Annotated in this window: 22 protein-coding genes; 16 read left to right on the forward strand and 6 right to left on the reverse strand. The window is 69.0% G+C overall.

The window, feature by feature from the left end:
• Window positions 1–121 precede the first annotated feature (121 nt).
• Both HOV77_RS15150 and HOV77_RS15155 read left to right on the forward strand, forming a co-directional pair.
• Complete coding sequence (locus tag HOV77_RS15150; RefSeq protein ID WP_290862668.1) at window positions 122–349, forward strand: ribbon-helix-helix protein, CopG family; 228 nt, start codon at window positions 122–124, stop codon at window positions 347–349.
• On the forward strand, window positions 346–651 hold the full coding sequence (locus tag HOV77_RS15155; protein ID WP_290862670.1) for a hypothetical protein: 306 nt from the start codon (window positions 346–348) through the stop codon (window positions 649–651). The genes HOV77_RS15150 and HOV77_RS15155 overlap by 4 nt, the downstream gene beginning before the upstream one ends.
• A 56-nt stretch (window positions 652–707) precedes the next feature.
• Here HOV77_RS15155 and katG read toward each other — a convergent pair whose 3' ends face one another.
• Together katG and HOV77_RS15165 are read right to left on the reverse strand one after the other, a co-directional pair.
• Window positions 708–2939 carry a catalase/peroxidase HPI gene (gene katG / locus HOV77_RS15160; protein WP_290862672.1) on the reverse strand — a complete coding sequence of 744 codons (2232 nt, stop codon included), beginning with the start codon at window positions 2937–2939 and terminating at the stop codon, window positions 708–710.
• A 79-nt stretch (window positions 2940–3018) separates the two neighbouring features.
• Window positions 3019–3372, reverse strand: a complete 354-nt coding sequence (locus HOV77_RS15165) for a hypothetical protein (RefSeq protein ID WP_290862674.1) — start codon at window positions 3370–3372, stop codon at window positions 3019–3021.
• 228 nt (window positions 3373–3600) lie between these two features.
• Here HOV77_RS15165 and HOV77_RS15170 point away from each other — a divergent pair, with 228 nt between their 5' ends.
• Complete coding sequence (locus HOV77_RS15170) at window positions 3601–5628, forward strand: hypothetical protein (RefSeq protein ID WP_290862676.1); 2028 nt, start codon at window positions 3601–3603, stop codon at window positions 5626–5628.
• A gap of 100 nt (window positions 5629–5728) precedes the next feature.
• On the opposite strand, the gene HOV77_RS15175 is transcribed toward HOV77_RS15170, so the two are convergent.
• A complete protein-coding gene (locus HOV77_RS15175) occupies window positions 5729–7663 on the reverse strand; it encodes a hypothetical protein (protein WP_290862678.1) in 1935 nt (644 codons plus the stop codon).
• Between the two features lie 173 nt (window positions 7664–7836).
• On the opposite strand from HOV77_RS15175, the gene HOV77_RS15180 reads away from it, so the two are divergent.
• The 5 genes from HOV77_RS15180 (at window position 7837) to HOV77_RS15200 (ending at window position 12900) form a co-directional block, all read left to right on the forward strand.
• A complete protein-coding gene (locus tag HOV77_RS15180) occupies window positions 7837–8802 on the forward strand; it encodes an anti-sigma factor RsbA family regulatory protein (RefSeq protein WP_290862680.1) in 966 nt (321 codons plus the stop codon).
• A 103-nt stretch (window positions 8803–8905) separates the two neighbouring features.
• Window positions 8906–9595 carry a tryptophan 2,3-dioxygenase family protein gene (locus tag HOV77_RS15185; protein ID WP_290862682.1) on the forward strand — a complete coding sequence of 230 codons (690 nt, stop codon included), beginning with the start codon at window positions 8906–8908 and terminating at the stop codon, window positions 9593–9595.
• The gene (locus tag HOV77_RS15190; protein ID WP_290862684.1) at window positions 9588–10775 is read left to right on the forward strand and encodes a hypothetical protein; all 1188 of its coding nucleotides are present in this window, start codon (window positions 9588–9590) and stop codon (window positions 10773–10775) included. The genes HOV77_RS15185 and HOV77_RS15190 overlap by 8 nt, the downstream gene beginning before the upstream one ends.
• Entirely contained in the window at window positions 10772–11884 is a 1113-nt protein-coding gene (locus HOV77_RS15195) for an aminotransferase class V-fold PLP-dependent enzyme (protein ID WP_290862687.1), read from the forward strand. The genes HOV77_RS15190 and HOV77_RS15195 overlap by 4 nt, the downstream gene beginning before the upstream one ends.
• Window positions 11881–12900, forward strand: a complete 1020-nt coding sequence (locus HOV77_RS15200) for a methyltransferase (RefSeq protein ID WP_290862688.1) — start codon at window positions 11881–11883, stop codon at window positions 12898–12900. Before HOV77_RS15195 ends, HOV77_RS15200 begins: the two co-directional genes overlap by 4 nt.
• Before the next feature lie 25 nt (window positions 12901–12925).
• On the opposite strand, the gene HOV77_RS15205 is transcribed toward HOV77_RS15200, so the two are convergent.
• Window positions 12926–15511, reverse strand: a complete 2586-nt coding sequence (locus HOV77_RS15205; protein WP_290862690.1) for a hypothetical protein — start codon at window positions 15509–15511, stop codon at window positions 12926–12928.
• A 268-nt stretch (window positions 15512–15779) separates the two neighbouring features.
• Here HOV77_RS15205 and HOV77_RS15210 point away from each other — a divergent pair, with 268 nt between their 5' ends.
• Genes HOV77_RS15210 through amaP form a run of 6 tightly spaced genes read left to right on the forward strand, consistent with a single transcriptional unit; the run spans window position 15780 to window position 18378 of the window.
• The gene (locus HOV77_RS15210) at window positions 15780–16244 is read left to right on the forward strand and encodes an Asp23/Gls24 family envelope stress response protein (RefSeq protein WP_290862692.1); all 465 of its coding nucleotides are present in this window, start codon (window positions 15780–15782) and stop codon (window positions 16242–16244) included.
• Entirely contained in the window at window positions 16244–16654 is a 411-nt protein-coding gene (locus HOV77_RS15215; RefSeq protein WP_290862694.1) for a hypothetical protein, read from the forward strand. Before HOV77_RS15210 ends, HOV77_RS15215 begins: the two co-directional genes overlap by 1 nt.
• Complete coding sequence (locus HOV77_RS15220) at window positions 16651–16842, forward strand: hypothetical protein (RefSeq protein WP_290862696.1); 192 nt, start codon at window positions 16651–16653, stop codon at window positions 16840–16842. Before HOV77_RS15215 ends, HOV77_RS15220 begins: the two co-directional genes overlap by 4 nt.
• Window positions 16839–17255, forward strand: a complete 417-nt coding sequence (locus HOV77_RS15225; protein ID WP_290862698.1) for an Asp23/Gls24 family envelope stress response protein — start codon at window positions 16839–16841, stop codon at window positions 17253–17255. Before HOV77_RS15220 ends, HOV77_RS15225 begins: the two co-directional genes overlap by 4 nt.
• A 14-nt stretch (window positions 17256–17269) precedes the next feature.
• Window positions 17270–17803 (forward strand): DUF6286 domain-containing protein, encoded by a 534-nt coding sequence (locus HOV77_RS15230; RefSeq protein WP_290862700.1) that lies wholly within the window; start codon window positions 17270–17272, stop codon window positions 17801–17803.
• Window positions 17803–18378: an alkaline shock response membrane anchor protein AmaP gene (gene amaP / locus HOV77_RS15235; RefSeq protein ID WP_290862702.1), complete on the forward strand. Its 576-nt coding sequence runs from the start codon at window positions 17803–17805 to the stop codon at window positions 18376–18378. The genes HOV77_RS15230 and amaP overlap by 1 nt, the downstream gene beginning before the upstream one ends.
• 30 nt (window positions 18379–18408) lie before the next feature.
• Here the strand turns inward: amaP and HOV77_RS15240 are convergent, their stop codons facing one another.
• Window positions 18409–19020, reverse strand: a complete 612-nt coding sequence (locus HOV77_RS15240; protein WP_290862704.1) for a TMEM175 family protein — start codon at window positions 19018–19020, stop codon at window positions 18409–18411.
• A gap of 149 nt (window positions 19021–19169) precedes the next feature.
• Between HOV77_RS15240 and HOV77_RS15245 the strand changes: the two genes are divergently transcribed.
• Window positions 19170–20507, forward strand: coding sequence for an NAD(P)/FAD-dependent oxidoreductase (locus HOV77_RS15245; protein ID WP_290862706.1), 1338 nt, complete (start codon window positions 19170–19172; stop codon window positions 20505–20507).
• Here the strand turns inward: HOV77_RS15245 and HOV77_RS15250 are convergent.
• The gene (locus HOV77_RS15250) at window positions 20477–21160 is read right to left on the reverse strand and encodes a TetR/AcrR family transcriptional regulator (protein ID WP_290862708.1); all 684 of its coding nucleotides are present in this window, start codon (window positions 21158–21160) and stop codon (window positions 20477–20479) included. The genes HOV77_RS15245 and HOV77_RS15250 overlap by 31 nt on opposite strands.
• Before the next feature lie 87 nt (window positions 21161–21247).
• Here HOV77_RS15250 and HOV77_RS15255 point away from each other — a divergent pair, with 87 nt between their 5' ends.
• Window positions 21248–21952 (forward strand): SDR family NAD(P)-dependent oxidoreductase, encoded by a 705-nt coding sequence (locus tag HOV77_RS15255; protein ID WP_290862710.1) that lies wholly within the window; start codon window positions 21248–21250, stop codon window positions 21950–21952.
• The last annotated feature ends 94 nt before the right edge of the window (window positions 21953–22046 follow it).

Raw genomic sequence — 22046 nt, forward strand, 5'->3', positions numbered from 1 at the left:
GGCGGAGCGCTCCTGGCGGCGCGCGGCCGACCGGCTGGACGGCCTGGGCCACGCGCGCGCCGAGGAGGTACGCGCGAAGATCAGCAGCGAAGAGGGGTGGGATCGTTGGTAGGATAACGGTATGCCCAAGGAGAAGATCTCGGCGACCGTCGACGCGAAGGTGCTGACCGACGCCGACGCCGATGCCCGCGAGCTGGGCCTGAACCGGTCGGAGCTGATCGAGCGCGCGCTGCGGAACGAGCATCTGCGGCTCGCGCTGGCGGCGTACACCGCGCGCAGCGTACCGGCGCTCGGCATCGACGACTATGCCGCGAAGGTCTACGAGGCGAACCGGACGTCCGGCCTGTGATCCGGCCCGGCGACGTCATGCCCCGGGCCGACACTCCCAGCGAGCTGATGGTGGCGGTGCTGTCCAACTCGATGCACCTGCAGGCGCGTACGGCGCGGGTCGTGTGCTGCCCTTATGTCCCCGGCACCGTCGTCGACGACACGTTGCCGCTGGTCGTCGCGGTGGCGGACCCGCCCGGGACGCTGCTTCCCGAACTCGTCCAGTGGCTTCCGGTCGCCGCGCTCGGCGATCCGTTCGGCAACGTCGGGCCGGAGGCGCTCGACCAGGCGACCGCCATCGTCGGAGCGTTGATAGCGAACTGAATCCGGCCGCACCCCTCGCGGGGTGCGGCCGGGCCGGGCTGCGTACGTGGGAGAACTCAGGCCAGGTCGAACCGGTCGAGCTCCATCACCTTCGTCCACGCCGCGACGAAGTCGGTCACGAACTTCTCCCGGGCGTCCTGGCCGGCGTACACCTCGGCGAGGGCACGCAACTGCGAGTTGGAGCCGAAGATCAGGTCGACCGGGGTGGCCGTCCACTTCACCTGGTCGGTGCTGACGTCACGGACCTCGTAGACCTGCTCGTCGGACTCCGACGCCTTCCACCGGGTGCCGGGCGACAGCAGGTTGACGAAGAAGTCGTTGGTGAGCACACCGGGCCGGTCGGTGAAGACGCCGTGCGCGCTGCCACCGAAGTTCGCGCCCAGCGTACGCAGGCCGCCCAGCAGCACGGTCATCTCCGGCGCCGTCAGGTTCAGCATGTACGCCCGGTCGATGAGCAGGACCTCCGGCATCGTCTTCTCGCCCGGCCGCAGGTAGTTGCGGAAGCCGTCGGCCCGCGGTTCGAGCACTGAGAACGACTCGACGTCGGTCTGTTCCTGGGTGGCGTCGGTGCGCCCCGGCCGGAACGGCACGGTCACGGGGACTCCGGCGTCCTTGGCCGCCTTCTCCACGGCCGCCGACCCGGCCAGCACGATCAGGTCGGCCAGCGAGATCTTCGCCCCGCCGGCCCGGTTGAACTCGTCCCGAAGTCCCTCCAACGTGGACAGCACCGGCGCGAGCTCGGCGGGCTGGTTGACCTCCCAGTTCCGCTGCGGTTCGAGTCGCAGCCGCGCGCCGTTCGCCCCGCCCCGCTTGTCGGTCGAGCGGAAGCTCGCGGCGGACGCCCACGCGGTCGAGATCAGCTGCGCGGTGGTGAGGCCGGAGTCGAGGATTTTCGCCTTGAGCGCCGCGATGTCCGCGTCGCCGACCAGCTCGTGGTCGACCGCCGGCACCGGGTCCTGCCACAGCTGCGCCTCGGGCACCCACGGGCCGAGGAAGCGGCTCACCGGGCCCATGTCCCGGTGCAACAGCTTGTACCAGGCCTTGGCGAAGGCCAGCGCGAACTCGTCCGGGTTCGCGAGGAAACGGCGGGAGATCTGCTCGTACGCCGGATCGAAGCGCAGCGACAAATCGGTGGTGAGCATCGTCGGCAAGTGCTTCTTCGCCGGGTCGTACGCGTCCGGGATGATCGCGTCGGTGGTCTTCGCGACCCACTGCTTCGCCCCGCCGGGGCTCGTCGCGGGCTCCCACTCGTACGCGAAGAGGATCTCGAAGAAGCGGTTGCTCCACTGGGTCGGCCGGTCCGTCCAGGTCACCTCGAGACCGCTGGTGATCGTGTCGGCGCCCTTGCCGGTGCCGTGCGTGCTCAGCCAGCCGAGGCCCTGGTTCGCCAGTGGTGCACCTTCCGGCTCGGGGCCGACGTGGTCGGCCGCGACTCCGGCCCCGTGGGTCTTGCCGAAGGTGTGGCCGCCCGCGATCAGGGCCACCGTCTCCTCGTCGTTCATCGCCATCCGGCGGAACGTCTCGCGGATGAACGCGGCCGCCGCGAGCGGATCGCCGTTGCCCTGCGGTCCTTCGGGGTTGACGTAGATGAGGCCCATCTCGGTCGCGCCGACGCCGCCGATCATCTCCTTCTCGGAGACGTAGCGCTCGTCGCCGAGCCAGGCGTCCTCCGGCCCCCAGAAGATCTCCTCGGGCTCCCAGACGTCCTCGCGGCCGAAGCCGAAGCCGAACGTCTGGAACCCCATCGACTCCAACGCGACGTTGCCGGCGAGCACCAACAGGTCGGCCCAGGAGATCTGCTGGCCGTACTTCTGCTTCACCGGCCACAGCAGCCGCCGGGCCTTGTCGAGGTTGGCGTTGTCCGGCCAGCTGTTCAGCGGTGCGAACCGCTGACCGCCGTCGCCGGCCCCGCCCCGGCCGTCCTGGATGCGGTACGTGCCCGCGGCGTGCCAGCTCATCCGGATCATCAGGCCGCCGTAATGGCCGAAGTCGGCCGGCCACCAGTCCTGCGACGTGGTGAGCACCTCGACGATGTCCCGCTTGAGCGCTTCGACGTCGAGCTTGGCGAACTCCTGGGCGTAACTGAAGCTCGTCCCGAGGGGGTTGCTCTTGGACGAGTGGGCGTGGAGAACCGAGAGATCGAGCTGGTTGGGCCACCAGTCACGGTTGGTACGCGGACGGCCGCCGGTCTTGGGGGTCGGCGAATCGATCGCGGGGTTCTCGCTCTCGCTGCCTTGTGCGGTCACCGAATCGGACGCGACCTTGCCGGGGCGTTGGGTGTCGCTCATTGCTTCCTCCGCGAAACGGAATTAACTGGAACAAGTCAACTTAACGCACAAAGCTCACCGGCGCGCGTACTCCACGGGACTAGCCGCTCTTCGCGTCCAGGTACTGCAGCAATTCGTGCGCGGCCAGCTCGACGTCCTTGTGCCGGAACTCCGAGGCCCGGTAGACGCACGCGATCAACCCGGTCCGGTGGAGGCGGCGGAAGTCGCCGTAGACGAAGGCGTACCGGGCCTTGGTCTCGTCGTTCGTGCCGACGGTCAGCCCGAGATGCCAGGCGGCGTACTCGTCCCAGCCGTGTTTGTCCAGGTAGGCGTTCTGCGCGTCGGCCTTCGGCTGGACTTCGCCCCAGTCGCTGTCGAGCACGTACCGGCGGGAGTCGATCAGCTCGCGGGCGAAGGTCACCGCGTCCGGATTCAGCTCGTACTTGTTGGCCATGCTGCTCCGCTTACCCGGGATCGGCCGCGCACTCACGCCGCCGCCCGCGGCAAAGATGATGATCGACAGGTCTTCGTCGGCCCGCTAGTCTGATTACGGCCAGGGCCGTAATGGCGATTCAACGCACAGATCGCCTGCGGCCGGCTCCGTACGGCAGATATCGGAAACGCCCTCAACCCGAGCCGACGGCATTGCCGACGGCCCTACCGGCAGGAAGCAGGCAGCCCCATGTCCCTCGTTCGCCGGTTCACCGCATATGTGGCGGTGGCAGCGACAGCCCTCACCCTCAGCGGCCCACCGGCCGCGCAAGCCGAAACAATGACCACTTCGGTCACCGTCGACGAACTCGGCATCCCGTTGCGCGACGTGCTGATGATCGGCGGCATCGTCGCGCCCGGCCCGGACGGACGGCCGGTGCTGTGGTCGGCGGTCTCCGGCGAACCGGCTCACCTCGCCGCGATCGATCCGGCGACCGGCAAGACCGTGTCCGTGCAGGAACTGACCGGAGCACCCGGCTCGTACGCAGTGGCGGCCACACCGGACGGCACGATCTACGTCGGCGCGTACGGCACCGGCGATCTTTACCGGCGTAAGCCCGGCAAGGACAGCCCGATCGAGAACCTCGGCCGCCCGTTGCCGTCCGAGACCTACATCTGGCGGCTGTCCGTCGACGCCGCCGGGATCGTCTATGGCGGGACCTATCCGGGTGGGCGCGTGTTCGCGTACGACCCGGCGACCGGGAACACCCGGGATTACGGCCAGGTGCTTCCGGGTGTGCAGTACGTCCGCAGCATCGCGGTCGCGAACGGCAAGATCTACGCCGGTACGCAGCCCGACGCGCATCTGTTCGAGATCGACGCGGCCACCGGCGTACGCCGGGAGCTGCCGTTGCCGGACGGGCTGAGCAGCGGCACCGGGCTGACCGTGTACGACCTCAACGCGTACGACGGCCGGGTGTACGCCCGGTACGGCTCGGCCATCAACGGCAAGCTGGGCGTCTACGACACGGTCGCCGGGCGTTGGACCGATCTCATCGCCGACGTCGCCGGGCTCGACGTGTCTCAGCCGGGTCCGAAGGGGATGGTCTACCTCACCCGGGCCGGTCACCTCACCGGATACCAGCCGGAGACAAGGCAGTTCGTCGACACTGGACTGTCCTTCGCCGGCCGGGTGGTCAACAACCGCGGCATCGGCTGGGTGAGCCTGGCCGACCGGGACTGGCCGGGGCGTACGCTCGTCGGCCTGCTCTGGCGGGGCGAGATGTTCCGTTACAACCCGCTGACCGGCAAGTCGGACGTGGTGCGGACGGACGTGCCGGGCGAGCCGATCCCGCTCGCCGCCCTGAGCACGGGGGCGTCCGGCACGGTGTACGCCGGTGGCTACCTCAACGGCGGCCTGGCCAGGATCGACCCGAACTCCGGTAAAGCCGACTTCCAACGGTTCTCCCAGGTGGAAAGCGTGCTGGAGGTGGGCGACCAGGTGTATCTGGGGGCATACCCGGACTCGCGGCTCTACCGCTACGACCTCGGGAAGGCGTGGAGCAGCTCCGAATACTCGCCCGGCCCGGCCGGCACGCCGGAGAACCCGGTGAAGCTCGTCGACCTCAAGTCCTACGACCAGGTACGCGCCCGAGCGCTGACCGACGCTGGAGACAAGGTGGCGTACGGGACGATGCCGAACACCACCCTCGGCGGTGCGCTCGCCATCGTCGACAAGGCGACCGGTGCATCCACAGTGCACCGTCCAGTGGTGACCGACTCCTCGATCGTCAGTCTGGCGTACCAGTCGGGCTTGATCGTGGGTGGCACCTCGAAGGACGGTGGGTACAGCGTGCCGCCGCCCACCCAGACCGAGGCGAGGCTGTTCGGCTGGGACGTCGCGAGCGACAGCAAGGCGTTCGAGTTCGTGCCGGTGCCCGGCGCGACCGCGATCCCGGCGCTGGCCCTCGACGGCAGCGGGAAGCTGTGGGGCCTGGCGGGCGGGCAGCTGTTCGCCGTCGACGTCGCGTCGCGGACGGTCGTCCAGCGCATCCAGCTCGCACCCGGCGTGGCGGACAGCCGAGGCCGGCTCGGTTACGACGCCACCCGCAACGTCCTGTACGCCCTGGTCAACGGCCACCTGCTGGTCCAGGTGGACCTCGCCACCGGTACGCCGACCCAGCTGCTCGACCGCCGGGCGGAGTTCCTCGCCGTGCACCCGGACGGGCGGCTGTTCCTCGGTGACGGCCCGAATGTCTTCCGGGTCACCGTGAGCTGACGCGTTCCATCCGTCGGCGACGCGCTAGGCGCCAGATCAAGGAAATGCAGCCTTCCCAAGCTCGGGAAGGCTGCATTTCCCTGATCTGGCTGGAAGGACCTCAGAGCTGGATGCGGACTAGGTTCCGCCCGCGCAACGTGTACAGGGCGGAACCGTCGGGAGCGGCGGCGAGCAGAGCAGATCCGCCGTACCACTGGTTGTTCAGGCCGGTGACGAACGTGCTGACGGTCATCGTCGCCGGATCGAGCCGCCAGACGTCTTTGCCGGTGGTGCCGTAGACGACATCGCCGACCCGCACCATCCGCCCCTGCCCGGCGATCACCGAAACGGTCGCGACGACCGCCCGCCGAGCCGGGTCGACGGCGAACAGGACGCCGGTCTCGGTGAGACCGATGACGCGGTCGCCCGTCGCGGTGAGGCTGACGATCTGGGTCGCGCCGGGCACCGGGACGATGTCCCAGGTCTTCGTCCGGGTGGCGAGATCGAAGCCCGCGAGGTGTGCCTGCGTCGTACGCGGTGTCGTGCCGAGTCCGTTGTTGATGCTCCCGCCCAGGTACGCCGTACCGTGTTTGACGGCGACGGAACGGATCGACTGATCGGGGATGACGTCCCGGTACGCGTCGAGCGCGCCGGTCCGTGGATCGAAGAGAGCCACCGCTCCGCCATACCGGCCGTACTCGGGTTCGGTGCCGACGACGAGGAGCTTGTCGGCGGGGGAGTAGACGGCGTCGAGCGGCCGGGTCTGGTCGTGCCCGATGGTCGCCACCCGCTCGGGATCGCCGTCGGGTGACATCTTGAACAAGTACGCCAAGGTGTAGACCGACAGCCAGATGTCCCCGCCGACGGGCGTCATCGCCTTGGCCTCACCGGGCAGGAAACGGCGCTCGGAGGTCCCGGCGACGAGGTCGTGCACCTGTACGCCGGCCTTGCCGGACACGTACACCCGCGGACCGTCCGTCGTGATCGCCATCGCCAGTTCCGGCGCGGGCGGCATACCCGCCTCGGTCAGGTCGACTCCGCTGAGCGCCCCGGTGGTCAGGTCGTAGGTGACGATCGTGTTGGTGACGACGCCCCGCAGTCGGTCGCCGGTGACGAAGATCCGGCCGAAGGCCGCGCCGTCGTAAGGAACGGCCAGCGTGCTGAGTTCGCCGGTGTCCCGGTCGTACTTGCGCAAGGTGCCCGACGGCCGGGTGCCGAAGTACACGTCGTTGCGAGCCGAGTCGATCGCGATCGCGGTGACGTAGTTGTCGTTGGTCTGCACGACTTCGTAGCGAGTCGGGTCGGCGGTGTCGATCAGGAGCATCGTGCCGGTCGCGGACAGCCCGGCGGCGAGGATGCCGTCCTTCAGTTCCAAAGTGGCGACGAACGTGCGATCGGCGTACGCGGGCGGCAGGATCTCGCGGCGGGCCCCGGTCGCCCGGTCGATCGCGATGAGGTGCGCGTGCGAGCCGACGCCCGCGTAGATCGTGGTGGCGTCCACCGCGATGCTTCGTACGTACTGCTCGCCGGGCACGGCCGCGCCGTAGTCCCGTTTCACGCCGGTGGCGGGGTCGTATTCGAAGACCCGGCCGCCCGGGTAAGTCCCGCCGTACAGCTTGCCGTCCGGCGAGGCGGCCAGCGCCCAGATGAACGAGTCGGGCGAGACACTTGCGACCTTGGTGACGGCGGTCGACACCGTGGCCGACGTCGTGTCGATGCGGTAGAGATCGCCCGGCGTGTAGGTGCCCACGTACAGGTCGGTGCCGACCGAGGCGGTCGCCCACGCGCCGCCGCCCGTCGGAAGTTCGTACCGCCGGTCGACGCGCTGATCGGCGAGGGCGTACGCACCGACGACGGTCGGGGAGACCCCGCCGGTGGCGGTGTAGATGGTGCCGTCGATGAGTTCCGCGCCGTTGACGGAGGTGACCTCAGACGCGGGCCCGAGGTCGGTGATCGTGCCAGGGGCGAGATCGTCGGCCGCCGAGGCGAGGCCGGCCGGCCAGGTCGCGGCGAGCGGAGCGGCGAGGGTGGTCAGGAGCAGGGTTCGACGTCGCAACGGGTTCTCTCCAATACGGTGAGGTAGTTTCGGGCCGATCCGTAATGAACCATAAGCTCATCACATTCAGGGACTGACGTCGAGAGGTTGAGTTTCGGGCGTACCCGTAATAGATCGTTTGACGGGCCGGCGGAACGGGGTAGGTAGCCTCGGACCGGTCTGGAGGTGATCGCATGCGGACCGGAGCCGCGGCCGGGCACACCGGGTACTTCCACGAGGCCGCCGTGTACCGGTCCGACCGGGAGTTCCTCGACATCGCGGTGCCGTTCCTCCGGGACGGGGTCGCGGCGGGAGAGCCGACCCTGGTGGCGCTCGGTGGACCGCATGCCGACCTCGTCCGGCGGGCCACGGCCGGCGACCGCGAGATCAGCTACCTGACCTCCGACTTGTACGCCCGCCCGGCCGCGGCGATCGCGGAGTACCGCCGGATCCTGACCCGTCTCGCGGAGCAGGGCGCGCAGCAGGTCCGGATCCTCGGCGAACTGGCCTCCTCGGCGTTCGGCGCGACCTGGGACTGGTGGGCCCGCTACGAATCGGCCATCAACCACGCGTACGCCGAATTTCCGTTGTGGAGCATCTGCGCGTACGGGACTCCGGCGACGCCGCCCGCCGTGCTGGCCGACGTCCGGCGTACGCACCCCCGGACCGCCGGGCCGAACGGCGAGCACACCTCGAACGACACCTATCTCGATCCGGCGACCTACTTGGCGGAACCACGCGTCGTCACGGCCGACCCGTTGCTGCGCCGGACTCCGGTGTGGACGCTGGTGGACCCGACCCCGGCGGCCGTCCGGTCGGCGGTGCGCTCCGTCGTCCCCCACGGTCTGACGTGGGCCGGAGCGAAGCTGGGTGGGTTCATGGTCGCCGTCAGCGAGGGCGTGACCAACGCGATCCGGCACGGGCGCGGGCCGGTCCGCGTACGCCTGTGGATCTCGTCACATCGCCTGGTACTGACCGTCACCGACCAGGGCGCCGGACCCGAGGACCCGTACGCCGGGCTGCTCCCGCTGCCGGACGCCGATCCCGGTGGTCTTGGCCTGTGGCTGAGCCACCAGTTGTGCGACCACGTCGCCATGGATCGGGACGCGACCGGCTACACCCTCCGGCTCACAGCGGGTGACCCCGACGCGGATCGTTGACGACGCAACCGTTCCGGAAAGGTTGACATACAGACAGCTCAATGGTCCTATGTGTCCTTACGTTGGCCGGGCGCAGTCATCCGGCCCGACGGAAGGACGCTCGGTGAAGCGGCACACCTCACCTGAACTACCCGGCGAAGGCGACACCGACTACGCGCGCTACATGCGCCTCGACACTCTGCTCAGCCTGCAGCGGCACCCCGACGACGTGGTTCACCGGGACGAGTTGCTCTTCCAAGTAGTGCATCAATCCAGCGAACTCTGGCTCAAGCTCGCGGTCGCCGAGATCGACGAGGCGGCCGTGCTGGTCGGCAAGGACGATCCGATCGGCGCGGAGCTGCTGCTCGGCCGGGCGTCCCTGGCGATCCGGCTGGTGACCGATCAGCTCGAGATGTTCCGGTTCCTCAAACCGGCCGACTTCGAGGCGATGAAACCGGCGCTGGGCAACGGCTCCGGCGCGGAGTCGCCCGGGTGGCGCGACGCGCAGAAGGCCAGCCGCCGGCTCGGTCAGGCGTTCCAGGCGTACCTCGGCCGCCAGGAGGTCGACCCGGCGACGCTGTATCCGGGCGTCGACACCGATCCGGCGTACCGGCTCGCCGAGGCGATGGTGGACTGGGACGAGCGAGTGGCCCTGTGGCGCGTACGCCACTACACGATCGCCATCCGCATCGGCGGCCACGGCATGACCGGTACGCCGAACAGCCCGGCGGACTGGCTGGCGAAGCTGATCGACTACCGCTTCTTCCCGGAACTCTGGCAGCTCCGGGTTCTCGGCGGCCACGCCGGTGCGTGAGCTCGCATCGTGGCTGTCCGGCGACCGCCGTCCGGACACGTTCCCGTACGACGCCGTCGGGGCGGAGTTCCGGCGTACCGGTAAGCACTTCGTGGCCAAAGAGCTACTGGTCCAGCTCGATCAGGCCCGGCGGACGGCATTGGCGCCGGCCCGAGCCCCGGCCGCCGACCGCTTCCTGCGGGACTTCCTGGACGTGGTGCTCGACAAGTTCGACGGGCGCTACGACTACCAGACCTATCTCGGGCTGAGCCTGCTGCGGCTGCCCGACGACGTCGACTCCGTACGCCGCCGGCACGACGAGCTGACCGTGCAGTTGATCGCCGACGCCCTCCAGTTCGAGCTGGCCGCCGCGTCCGGGGCGACCGAGCTGCTGCCCCGGCAAAGGCCCGGCCTGAAGCTCGTGACCAAGCGCTATCGGCTGGGCGTACGCGCCTTCGCCCCGGCGCTGAGCCGGCTCGGTCTGCTGACGACGGCGGCTCCCGATCCGGCGGCTGCGGCGGCTCAGCTCTCCGAAGCTGCGCTGACCCGGCAGGAAGCCACCGAACGCCGGGCGCTTTCGGCGAGCATGCTGCCGGTCGACCAGGTGCACGACGAGTACCTGTTCATCCGGGTGTTGCAGGGTTACGAGACGACGTTCGCCGCGTTGGCCGTCGAACTCGGCCAGGCCGTTGCCGACGTGACCGCCGGACGTCCGGACGAGGCGGCCGAGCGGCTCGCGTACGCCCGGAAGCTGCTCGACGGGGCGGCGCCGTTGTTCTCGTTGATGGCCACGGTGCAACCGGAGTCGTTCCGGGCGTTCCGCGTCCACACCGAAGGGGCGAGCGCCATCCAGTCCCGGTCCTACAAACGGGTCGAGTCGTTGTGCCGGCCTCCTGACCAGTCCCGGTTGGACTCCGCGGCGTACCGGTCGGTGCCGGAGGTTCGCGACACCGTACTCGCCGGGCAGCCCTCGCTGGCCGAGGCGTACCGGGCGGCGGTCCTCGGTGGAACGCAGGAACGGCTGCTGGAACGCCGGATGGCGGAGTTCAGCGCCGCGCTGCTGCAGTGGCGGCAGACCCACTATCGGATCGCCGTGCGGATGCTCGGTACGCGACCAGGCACCGGTTACACCGAAGGCACGCCGTATCTGGCCGCCGTCCGGGATCTGCCGGTGTTCAGCTCGGAACGGGAGGGCACGTGACTCTGCGTCAGGAGTTTCCGCTGCTGGCGGACTGCGTCTACCTCAACAGCAACTCGACCGGGGCGGTGCCGCGAGGGGCTCAAGCGGTGCTGGAACAGTATTGGGAGACCCTGAGCACTTGGCGCGACGACGTGTGGTTCGGCTGGCACGAGCAGCTCGACGCGTATGTGTCCACTCTGGAGCGTTTCATCGGGGCCGCACCTGGCAGCGTCGTCACCGACGCCAACCTCAGTACGCTGCTCTCCCGAGTGGCTTCGTGCCTCACCTTCCAACCGCCCCGCAATAGGGTGGTCATCACCGACCGGGAGTTCCCGACGATTCCGTTCGTCTGGCAGGCCCAGAAGCGGCTCGGGGCGGAGGTCGACATCGTCGGCGACGGCGGTCCCGCGATCGATCAGGACGAACTGGAACGACGGATCGACGAGCGGACGCTCGTGGTATGCGTACCACATGCGAGCTTCTCGTCCGGCGCGACGCTGGACCTGCCGCGGCTGATCCGCCGGGCGCGCGAGATGGGCGCGCTGGTCATCCTCGACGCGTTCCAGAGCGTCGGGGTGATGCCACTGGACGTGACCGCGCTCGGGGTGGACTTCGTGCTGGGCGGTTCGCACAAGTGGATGTGCGGGGTCGGGACCGCGTTCCTTTACGTACGCCCGGAGCTGGCCGACGGGCTGGAGCCGGCCGCGACCGGCTGGCAGGCCGGCGAGCACGCGCTGTCCTTCCGGCCCGCCACCGCCTGGGCGGCCGGGGCGCAGCGGTTCGCCGGCGGCACCCCGTTCCCGCTGACCGCCATGATTTCGCGGGTCGGCCTGGATCTACTGGCCGGCGTCGGCATCGAACAGATCCGGGCGCATTCGCTCGCCTTGACCGCCCGGATTCTGGACCGCGCGGCATCGGCGGGGATTCCGGTCGTCAGCCCGAGCGGACCGGACCGGGGCGGCGTCGTCTGCCTGGACGTCCCCGACGGGGAAGCGGTCAAACACCGGCTCGCGAAGCGGAACCTGATCTGCAGCTGGCGCGGCTACCTGCGGCTCGGCCCGCACATCTACAACACGCCCGACGAGGTCGACGAGTTCATGGACGCCCTGGAACAGGAGTGGCACCGATGACCGAGGTTTCCCCGCGCGCCCTGATGAGCCTGCTGTTCAACGGAGCCAAGGCGGTCGACGTCCTGGAGACCGCGCTGGACCTGGGATTGCTGGACGAGCTCGAACCCGGCCCGGTACGCCTGGCCGACCTCGCCGAGCGCCATGGGCTGAAACCGTTGCGGCTCTACAAGTTCCTCGACTGCCTGGAGAGCCTCGGGCTGCTCCAGCGGGCCGACGACGGTGACGACATCGCCGACACCGAGTATCGGGCGGTCCCCGGATTGCGGGACGCGGCGGTGGCCGCGCTCGGGCCGGACGCGATCGAACGGGACCGGGATCGGTACCCGTGGCGGGTGCTGCACGGACGGCTCGCCGACAGCCTGCGCGGCGAGGTCGGGATGACCGACGAGGATTTCGCCTGGCCGCCGAAGACCGACGAGCAGACCGCCTCGTTCGAGAGCAGCATGTCGCTCGGGCTCGGCCCGGTCCTCGAAGTCTTCCACCGGTACGCCGACCGCCTGTGGGACGGGCGTACACGGTTCCTCGACATCGGCGGAGGCGCGGGCACGTTGGCAGCAAGCGTCGTCGCCGACGCGCCCCACCTGCACGTCGACGTCTTCAACCTGCCCGCCGTCGGCCTGCTCGTCGAGCAGACGCGTACGCGGTGCGCCGATCCGGCGCGGCTCGGTTTCGTGGCGGGGGACTTCTTCGCCGAACCGCTGCCGGGCGGCTACGACGCGATGGCGTTCGTCCGCGTACTGCACGACTGGCCGGCCGACGTCGCCCGCCAGCTCGTGGAGTCGGCGTACGCCGCCCTCGAACCCGGCGGCCGCCTGCTGATCTGCGAGGAGTTCCGGACGCCGGACCGCCTGGCGATGCAGTTCTTCTGGTCGTACTTCCTGATCGGGGTGGACAGCTGCGTCAGCCGCCTCCGCGAGGTCTCCTTCTACACCGCGCTGCTGGAGAAGACCGGCTTCGACCAGATCGAGGTCCTGCCGTCGGCCTGGGAACTGGTGGTGGCCCGGAAACCCGGTTGAGTGCGGATCTCCGGGCCACTGCTCATCACGTCGAATAGTAGTGCTCGGCGAGATATCGGCGATACCAGTCCGCGTACGGGTGATCCGTCGCGGCGAACGTCGGCATGGGGAGCTTTGCGTCGGCTGCGGCGAAACCCCAGACGCGTACGGGCTTGCCCGAGGCGCGCATGTTCTTCACCCAGGTCCGGACCGAGTCGTCCGTGCCGGCCCTGGTGCCGAACGAGAAGCAGTAGGGCAGCAACTCGGTCCAGTCGGCGCGGCTGTCGGACCGGTCGCATTCCACCCCGGCGACCTGCGGATAGGTGACGCGCTGGACCGGTCCCGCGCCGCTGCCGACCCGTTGCAGCCGGTAGGCGAGACCTTTGCGGCTCGAGCCGTTGTCGAGCCAACCAGCGGTGACGCTGATGTGCCACGTGGCCGACGACGCGATGTGGTTGTCGAAGTAGCCGATGTCGGTGTCCGCCTCGTCGTGCCAGGTGACCGAGGTCGGCCCGATGCTGCCGAACTGCAGCTCGTACTCGGGCTTGGCGCTGTCGCGGCGATGGACCTCCGCGACCGTCGACGAGTCGAGGAGCTTCAGCGTCGGGTGGATGCCGTCGTCGAACGGCTTCTTCTGGCCCGTACGCCAGGCGACTCGCCCGTGATCATCGATCTTGCCCAGGCGGTACCAGAGTGTGTTGTGGTTCTCCGACTGATGAACTTCCAGCACGGTGTTGTCGTCGGTCAAGACGACCGCAGGGCTCTGCCCGGTGTCGTACTTGCCGTGGCTGAGCCAGGTGACCGAACCCGCGCTCTCGTCGACGCGCCCGGTCCAGTACCACAACGTGTCCTGCGGGCCTTCCTCCACCGTGATCACGAGGCCGGACTTGTTGATGCCGACTGTCGGATCAGTGGCGAGGTCGTGGGTGTAGGCAAGCCGCGCGTTCGCGTCCCCGGCGAGGATCGGAATCACTCGGCCGTACAGATCGCTGACGGGTATGCCGCCGAGGTCGCCGGTGAGCATCCGGTCGCCGAAGGCGGTATGCAGCGCCGAGTTGAGCCGGAACAGGTCGGCGGGGGAGAAGGTGGTGCGCAGATCGAGCACCAGCGTGATCGGTGCGGCGTACGCGTTGGCGGGATCGGCCATCCAGGACGCGACGACACCCAGCCAGGACGCCAGGTCGAACACCTTCGGATTTCGTCCGCTCGTGTCGACGCCCGACCCCGGCTTGCCGTTGCCGACCTTCAGCGTTCCGTTGTCGGCGACGACGTCCAATTCGAGCTGGCGTACGCCGGATTCGAGCTGGGAGCGGATGCCGTCGCGCTCGGCGCCGCCGAGGTTCCCACCGAAGCTGTCCTGGGTCGCGGCGAACAGCGTCGTCGCATACATGGGTGGGCTGGTGGGGGTGAAGGTCATGTTCGGCTCCTTCACCGCGTTGAGCCCTCCCGCGGTCATCCGCGTGCAGGTCCCGCTTCGCGGTTTGCCCTCGCCGTACGCCTGACGCAGGCAGTTGCGCAGCGCGAGCTGGCCCCAGTAGTTCGGATGCAGCGACTCCTGTTGGTGGTCGCCCCGAGCGTGGATCGCGTAGATCCATTCGAGCTGGTCCGCGCCCTTGTCGGCGGAGCCCTTGGGCAGCTTCGTGTCCTCGAACAACTTGACGGTCTTCTCGCATAGGCGGCGATCGGCGAAGGCGTGGGTGAGATCCAGCGTCCGGATGCCGGGCACCTTGGACAGGACGACCGCGCGGGCGACCGCGCCCCGGACGACGCTGAGGAAGTCGGAGGTCGCCCAGTCGGAGTCGTCGTTGTACAGGCCGCAGCCGCCGGAGTTCAACCGGCTGTAGTCCTCCTTGTACCGGTAATTCGCGGCGGCGTCGGGCGGCAACGCCTGGGGATAGTTCTGCACCATGATGGTGTAGGAGCCGGGGGCGTACCCGGCCTGCCGCATGGCGTCGCGGACGTTGCGGTACGCCGTCACGATCGCCTTGGTGACCTTGTCGACGGCATCCGCGTCGAGCTTGGCCTTCACCGACGTCTTCGCGTGGCAGTGGGGGACCCCGGGCACCAGGTAGACGAGGAAGCATGAGGTGATCACGTCGCTGAATCCGAAGTCGTTGCCACCGATGGACACCACGACCATGGTCACCTTGTGCCCGGCTGCGAACTCCTTCAGCAGCTGTGCCTGTCCTTTGTTTCCGCGACTGTCCTGGTAGAAGTCCAGACCCGGCTTGAAGAGACGACCGCTCAACAGCGAGCTGAACGCCGAGCTGGTGGTGGCACCGGAGCAGGCCAGGTTCATGCTGTTCACGGTTCGCCGAAGGGTGTCGCGGCCGAAATGGATCTCGGCGGACTTGCTGCGATGGCAACCCTCGATGAGCTCACCGGTGCCGTCGGGATTGTCGTCGTACGCGGTCTTGCCCAATGCGTCGACCTTGTCGAGGTCGACCACGGCCTTCTTGGCGGTGTTGCCGGCCCACCGGCCGGCCTCGCCGGAGATGTACGAGTCGCCGACCGAGACGACCCACGGGGCGTCCGCTGCTCGGATCGTGGGAACGGCCGCGGCCGGGAGTGTCATGGCGAGCGCCGATCCGGTGAGCGCGGCCATGGCGGTCAGGGTGACGCGTTTTCGCACACTGTCCTCCCAAGGGGTGATGAAGTGGGTGAACAGCACCGTACGGTCGGAAACGCGTTTAAAGCGCAAAACAGCCACGAAAAGGTGGAAATCGTGGTGGTCCGCTCGCCCGCCGGGTGACGCGTCTTGTCGCCCGCCGGAGTGACGAAGAGCTGGCTGCCTAGGGGCTAGCGAAACGGCTCCGGCCAGCGGAAACGCGGGTTTAACCAGTCCAGGCGGGGTACATCGCGTGATCATGCCGTCACATTGAGTGAAGGAGCGCAGGGCGATGACCCAGACAGTGGAACGGCCGTCGGCTCGGCCGGCCGAGACGGGCAAGCAGAGCACACCCGGCACCGATCGCCTCACCACCCAGGAAGGCAAGATCAGTGTGGCGCAGGGCGTAGTGCAGAAGATCGCCGGAATGGCCTGCCGCGAGGTCTCCGGGGTGTACTCCATGGGCAGCGGCGCGACGAGGGCGTTCGCGGCTCTCCGGGAACGCATTCCCGGGAGTTCCGGGCCGAACGTGTCGCAAGGCGTCGGCGTGGAGGTAGGCGAGACTCAGGCAGCGGTCGATCTCGACATCGTGGTCGACTACGGGGCGAGCATCGCTGAACTCGGCCACAGCGTGCAGCGCAACGTGAAGCAGTCGGTCGAGCGGATGACCGGGCTGGAAGTGGTCGAGGTCAACGTCAACGTGGACGACGTGCACCTGCCCGACGACGAGCAGAGTGCGCCCAACCGGGTCTCGTGATGGCGGCTCCGGCCGATCTGACCGGCGGCGTGGACGTCGACGCGATCGCGGCGGCGGTGAGCCGATGCCCGGGTGTCGTCGACCTGTACGGCGGTTCACCGGGAGAGGTGGCGACCTACCTGCCCGGCCGCCGGGTCGCGGGCGTACGCATCGGCGACACCGCGATCGAGGTGCAGATCCGGACGTCGTGGGGCAGTCCCGTGCCGGAGGTCGGTGCGGTCGTGCGAGCGGCGGTCGCCCCGTTGGCGGGCGGACGTCGGGTCGACGTGCTGGTGGCCGACCTCGTCGGCGAACCGTCGGCTGACCGTGCTGCCGACGCTGAGGCCAACGGCGACGCAGTAGGCAAGAGGCCGGCAGCCAAGGGGCCAGTGGCGAAGGGGCCAGTGGGCAAGGGGAAGGGATCATCATGACCAGAACCATCGTCGGCACGTCCGTCGGCCTGATCCTGGGTCTCGTGGTCGTCCTGGTCGGGTTCGGCCAGATGCTGATCGTGGCGCTCTTCGCGCTCGGCGGCTGGGCGGTCGCCAAGGCGCTCGGCGGCGAGCTCGATCTCGGCGCGCTGGGCAGCTTCGGGCAGCAACGGCGGAGTCCGCGGTGACGGCCGCCCTCGCGCCGGAGAAGCAAGACACGTTGAGCGAGCTGGCGGACGCGGTCCCCGTCGGCGGGGCCGTCCACATCAAAGACGACGTCGTGGCGAAGCTGGCGGCGTACTTGGCGACCGAGGTGCCCGACGTCGGTGGCCCGGCTCGGGGTTTGAGCCGCCTGCCCTTAGGCGGTCAGGGGGCGGACTTGAACCGGCGGCCGTTGGTGTCGGCCCATGTCGACGGCGGCCGGGCGTACCTCGACGTGACGGCGAGCGTCCGCTGGCCGGCATCGGTCGCCGAGGTCACCACCGAGGTACGCCGGCACCTGCGAGAACGCATCCATGAGCTGACCGGGCTCGAGGTGGGCGAGGTGCGGATCGAGGTCACCGATCTGATCACCGAGACCCCGCACGCACGAGTGTCCTAGGTGGAGGAAGCACGATGAGGAAAGCCGTCAACCGGCTGCTGGCCGTGATCGTCGCGCTGGCGCTGATCGCCCTGTCCGTGGTGGTGATCGTCGAGGTGATCGCGGCCGCCGTCGGCGCTCGCCCGGTCCTGATCGACTGGCCGGACGCGCTGGCCTGGGCACGGCGTACGCGCTGGGACGATTCGGCGCTGAAGGTCACCGGGCTGCTGCTCGCCCTGGGCGGGCTCGGGTTGCTGGTGTTCGAGTTCTGGCCGTCCCGCGTACGCCGATTGCCGGTGAGTAGCACCGACCCGAATCTGGACGTCGCCGTGACCCGGCGCGGTCTGGCACAGGACATGACGGCGGCGACCGAGGAGGTGGACGGGGTGACGCCGACTCGGGTCAAGGTCGGCCGCAACCGCATTCGGGTGCTGGCCACGGCTAGGGACGCCGCGCCGGACGCGGCCGGGTTGACCGAAGAGGTGGCCGCCTCGGCGGGTACGCATCTCGACCGGCTCCGGCTGGCCCGCCGCCCGAGGCTGTCGGTCAACGTCGCGAGGAGGGCCTGATGCACGCCGATCGAACGAACCGCACCGTCCTGACGATCCTCGGATTCCTCCTGCTCGCGACCGGCCTGAGCCTCGCGGTCACCGCCTTCGGCGGCCTCGACGATGCAAGGGCCGGGCGATTCCTGGCCGCCAACCGAGTCTGGTCGTACGCCGGTGACAACGGGCGTTGGCTGTGGCCGGTGGTGGCGGTCGTCGCGTTGATCGTGCTCATCCTCGCCGTACGCTGGCTGGTGGCGATCTTGTTCAGCACCGATCGCGTGAAGAACCTGCCGTTGCGGACCGAGGGCGGCCGGGACCGGGTGACCCTGGCCGCGCCCGCCGTCAGCGACGCGGTGGAGGCCGAAGTCGAGACCTATCGCGGCGTCCGGTCGGCTCGCGCCCGGGTGATCGGCCGCCCCGAGCGCCTCGAACTGGCGCTCCAGGTCGACACCGAACTCGACGCCGACCTGGCCGCCATTCGTGACCGGATCGAGCGCGACGCCGTGGCCCACGCCCGGCGGGCGCTCGACGCGCCGGATCTGCCGGTCCGGCTCGACCTGACCGTCAAACACCAGGCCGGCGCGAGAGTCCACTGAGAACTTCCGGGCACCCCAGGCCCGCCGACCTCAGCGGTCCTCGATTTGGCGGGCGACGCGGTCGATGCGGCGGTCGGGGACGATCCACATGATGGCGACGGCGACGAAACAGGCCAGCGCGATGACGACGCCGAGTCCGCCGTGCGGGTCGATGAGGAGCGCGCTGAAGATGCCGGCGAGGTAGAAGATCGGGGAGAGTTTGCCCTTGATGTCGCGGCCGACGGCCTTGCGTAGAGGCGACTGGGAGCCTTGGTGCCGGATGATCACCGACTGCAGTACGAAATACGCGATCGCGGCGCCGAGCAGGTTGACGCCGTAGATCACGACCGGCGTGTGGGCGAAGTCCGACTCGTCCATCCACGCCGTCGTGAACGGCAGCAGGGACAGGCAGAACAGCAGCGCCAGGTTGGCCCACAGGATCGCGCCGGTGACCCGTTGGACCAGGTGGAACATGTGATGGTGGTTGTTCCAGTAGATCCCGACGTAGACGAAGCTGAGCAGGTAGGTCAGCAGACCGACGCCGGAAGTGTGGATGAGGTCGGACAGTTCGTGCCCGGCCGGTGGCTTGAGTTCCAGCACCATGATCGTGATGATGATCGCCAGCACACCGTCGCTGAACGCCTCAAGCCGACTGGTTCGCATGTCTTGCCCTTTCCGGCGACGCCGGATGGAGTGACGCGCCTTCTTCAGCAACGACGCCGAGCGACGACCGTCACATGTCCGGCTGTCACAGAACGGGGTGCTACCTGGTCTAGAGGGTGACACGCGACGCGGCATCGTGGGAGGACCGAATGCGTACGATTCTGGTGGTCGGCGGTGGGTACGCCGGTTTCTACACCGCCTGGAAGCTGGAGAAGAAGCTCCGGCGGGACGAGGCTCGGATCGTCGTGGTCGACCCCCGGCCGTACATGACCTATCAGCCGTTCCTGCCCGAGGTGATCGCCGGTGCGGTCGAGGCCCGACACGCCGCGGTGTCCTTGCGGCGGCACCTGCGTAAGACCCGGCTCGTCGCCGGTTCGGTGACAAAGGTCGATCATGCTCACCGGACCGTCATCGTGCAGCCGGCCGACGGCGAGCCCTTCGAACTGGGTTACGACATCATCGTCGTCACGGCCGGCGCGGTGACCCGCAAGTTCGCCATTCCCGGGGTGGCCGAGCAGGCGATCGGCATGAAGCACGTCGAGGAGGCGGTCGCGATCCGGGATCGGCTGCTCACCGCGTTCGACCGGGCGTCGGTCCTGCCGCCGGGGCCGCGACGGCAGCGTCTGCTCACGGTCACGTTCGTCGGTGGCGGGTTCTCGGGAGTCGAAGGGTTCGGCGAACTGCTTTCCCTGGCCACGTCGCTGCTCAAGGCGTATCCCGAGATTGACCGGAGCGAGTTGGCCTTCCACCTGGTGGAGGCCCGCGGCCGGATTCTCCCGGAGGTCACCGATGGGCCGGGGCAGTGGGTCGTCCGCGCGCTCGAGCGGCGCGGCGGCCGGGTCCACCTGAACGCGCAGGTGCTTTCGGCGGCGGACGGACACGTGGTCCTGTCGACCGGCGAGGAGTTCGACTCGGACCTGATCGTGTGGACCGCCGGCAACGACGCGAATCCGTTGGTGCACAACCACACCGATCTGCCGGTCAATGAACGCGGCCTGCTGGTCGTGCGCGCGGACCTGCGCGTGGGCACGGACGCCGAGGCGATCCCGGACGCCTGGGGCGCGGGCGACGACGCGGCGGTTCCGGATCTGGCCATGGGCCCGGGCGCGGTCACCGTCCCCAACGCGCAACATGCGGTCCGGCAGGGCAAACTACTGGCCAAGAACATCGTCGCGAGCCTGCGCGGTGGCCGGATCAAGCCTTATGCGCACAACAGCCTGGGCACGATCGCGACCCTGGGGCTCGGCCGCGGCATCTTCCAATACCGCCGCATCGTCATCAAAGGCCTGCTGGCCTGGCTCATGCATCGCGGCTACCACGTGCTCGCCGTGCCGAGCTGGGAGCGCAAGGTCCGGGTCGCGGCGATCTGGCTGACCGCCGTTGCTTACGGCCGCGACATCGTCTCGCTCGCCTCGGTGCAGCACCCGCGCCGCGCGTTCGTCACCGGTGGTGAGCTTCAGCCGGTACGCGAAGATGCGGCGGTCTGAGTTCGCGACTCTCCGTTCGGCGGAGCCGCCATGATGGCGGTGAGCTGCTTCGGGGTAAGCGCGGGAGCGGGCAGGGGATGGGCGGCTCCCGCCCGCAGGCCGTCGAGGAAGTAGGCGAGAGTCCGCCGCCACGCCAGCGGCGCGACGCCGGTCGATTCGCGGATGACCTGTGACATGGCCCAGATGAGCGTCGCGTAGTCGGCCGCCTCGAAGTCCTCGCGGAGTTGGCCGTCCTCCTTCGCCCGGACGATGAGCCGTTCGATGTATCGGAAGGTCCGGTGGCAGGCCTCGACGATTCCGGGCGAGAGCGGTACGCGTTGCGCCAGCGCGTCATTCAGGCCGCGGTCCTCGGCGTGCAACGCGAACAGGGTCTCGGTGAAGGCGACGAACCCGGTCCAGGCGTTCGGCTCCGCGAGCGCCTGTTCCGCTCCGGTGTGCAGGACGGCGATCCGCGTCGGCATGATCGCGTCGAACAGGGCGTCGCGGGTTGGGAAGTGGTTGTAGAGCGTGCCGATGCTCACCCCGGCTCGGCGGGCGATCTCCTCCAGCGGGGCGTCCAGGCCGCGTTCGGCGAACAGATCGCTCGCGGCGGCGAGAAGCCGGTCGCGATTGCGCGCGGCGTCGGCCCGGAGCGGCTTGGTTCCCGTGGTCACGCCTACCATCCTACAAAGTTGAGGTAGCCCTCAGGTTCGTGCTACGGTCGAGCCTAACCTGAGGGTTACCTCAACTTGGGAGGAATCGTGGGAACACTCGCTGTCTTCGGTGCCGGACCCGGACTCGGGCTGTCCATCGCGCATCGCTTCGGCCGGGAAGGTCATCGCGTCGCGCTCGTGTCGCGTACGCCGGACCGGCACGCCGGCTATCGCAGCGCACTCGCCGACGCCGGCATCGAGGCGGACACGTTCGTCGCCGACGTCCGCGACCGCGCCCAGCTCGACGCCGCCGTCGATGCCATCGGCGCTCGGTTCGGGGCGATCGACATCGCCTATTACGGCCCGGGCGCGCTCGACCCGGCCGACCGGCCGAAGCCCGTCACGCAGGCCGACAGTGACTCGGTACGGACCGCCATGACCTGGGTGTACGCGGCGGTCGACCTCGTCGGCGCGGTCCTGCCCGGCATGGTCGCCCGGGGCGACGGCGGTCTCCTGTTCGCGGGCGGGCTCAGTTCGGTGGTGCCGATGCCCGCGTTGGGCAATCTCGCGCTCTCCTCGGCGGCGCTGCGGAATTACGCCGTGACCTTGAACGCCGGGCTCGCCGACCAAGGCGTGTACGCCGGCACCCTGACGATCGGCGGTCTGATCGAACGCGGCGACATCCATCGGTTCATGAGTGCCGAGTCCAACGGCGCGATTCCGGTCCTCGACCCCGACGAGCTCGCCGACGCCGCGTGGCAGCTCTATTCCAAGCGCGACCGCGCCGAAGCCGTCTTCAACGCGTTGGGCTGACCTGTCTTCGTTCTGCACGGACTTCCTTGATCGGCACCTCCTTGATCAGCGGAAGTTTCGTGGGGTTATGGCACCGCGAATCTTCCGCTGATCA

It is taken from the genome of Hamadaea sp. (genome assembly GCF_013362815.1).
Classification (GTDB): Bacteria; Actinomycetota; Actinomycetes; order Mycobacteriales; family Micromonosporaceae; genus Hamadaea.

Bases quoted from the DNA above. Each gene is read 5' to 3' on its own strand.
- HOV77_RS15210 (WP_290862692.1), top strand. From the start codon at position 15,780: ATGACCCAGACAGTGGAACGGCCGTCGGCTCGGCCGGCCGAGACGGGC.
- HOV77_RS15150 (WP_290862668.1), top strand. From the start codon at position 122: ATGCCCAAGGAGAAGATCTCGGCGACCGTCGACGCGAAGGTGCTGACC.
- HOV77_RS15200 (WP_290862688.1), top strand. From the start codon at position 11,881: ATGACCGAGGTTTCCCCGCGCGCCCTGATGAGCCTGCTGTTCAACGGA.
- HOV77_RS15215 (WP_290862694.1), top strand. From the start codon at position 16,244: ATGGCGGCTCCGGCCGATCTGACCGGCGGCGTGGACGTCGACGCGATC.
- HOV77_RS15245 (WP_290862706.1), top strand. From the start codon at position 19,170: ATGCGTACGATTCTGGTGGTCGGCGGTGGGTACGCCGGTTTCTACACC.
- HOV77_RS15180 (WP_290862680.1), top strand. From the start codon at position 7,837: ATGCGGACCGGAGCCGCGGCCGGGCACACCGGGTACTTCCACGAGGCC.
- katG (WP_290862672.1), bottom strand. From the start codon at position 2,939: ATGAGCGACACCCAACGCCCCGGCAAGGTCGCGTCCGATTCGGTGACC.
- HOV77_RS15240 (WP_290862704.1), bottom strand. From the start codon at position 19,020: ATGCGAACCAGTCGGCTTGAGGCGTTCAGCGACGGTGTGCTGGCGATC.
- HOV77_RS15170 (WP_290862676.1), top strand. From the start codon at position 3,601: ATGTCCCTCGTTCGCCGGTTCACCGCATATGTGGCGGTGGCAGCGACA.
- amaP (WP_290862702.1), top strand. From the start codon at position 17,803: ATGCACGCCGATCGAACGAACCGCACCGTCCTGACGATCCTCGGATTC.
- HOV77_RS15230 (WP_290862700.1), top strand. From the start codon at position 17,270: ATGAGGAAAGCCGTCAACCGGCTGCTGGCCGTGATCGTCGCGCTGGCG.
- HOV77_RS15165 (WP_290862674.1), bottom strand. From the start codon at position 3,372: ATGGCCAACAAGTACGAGCTGAATCCGGACGCGGTGACCTTCGCCCGC.
- HOV77_RS15220 (WP_290862696.1), top strand. From the start codon at position 16,651: ATGACCAGAACCATCGTCGGCACGTCCGTCGGCCTGATCCTGGGTCTC.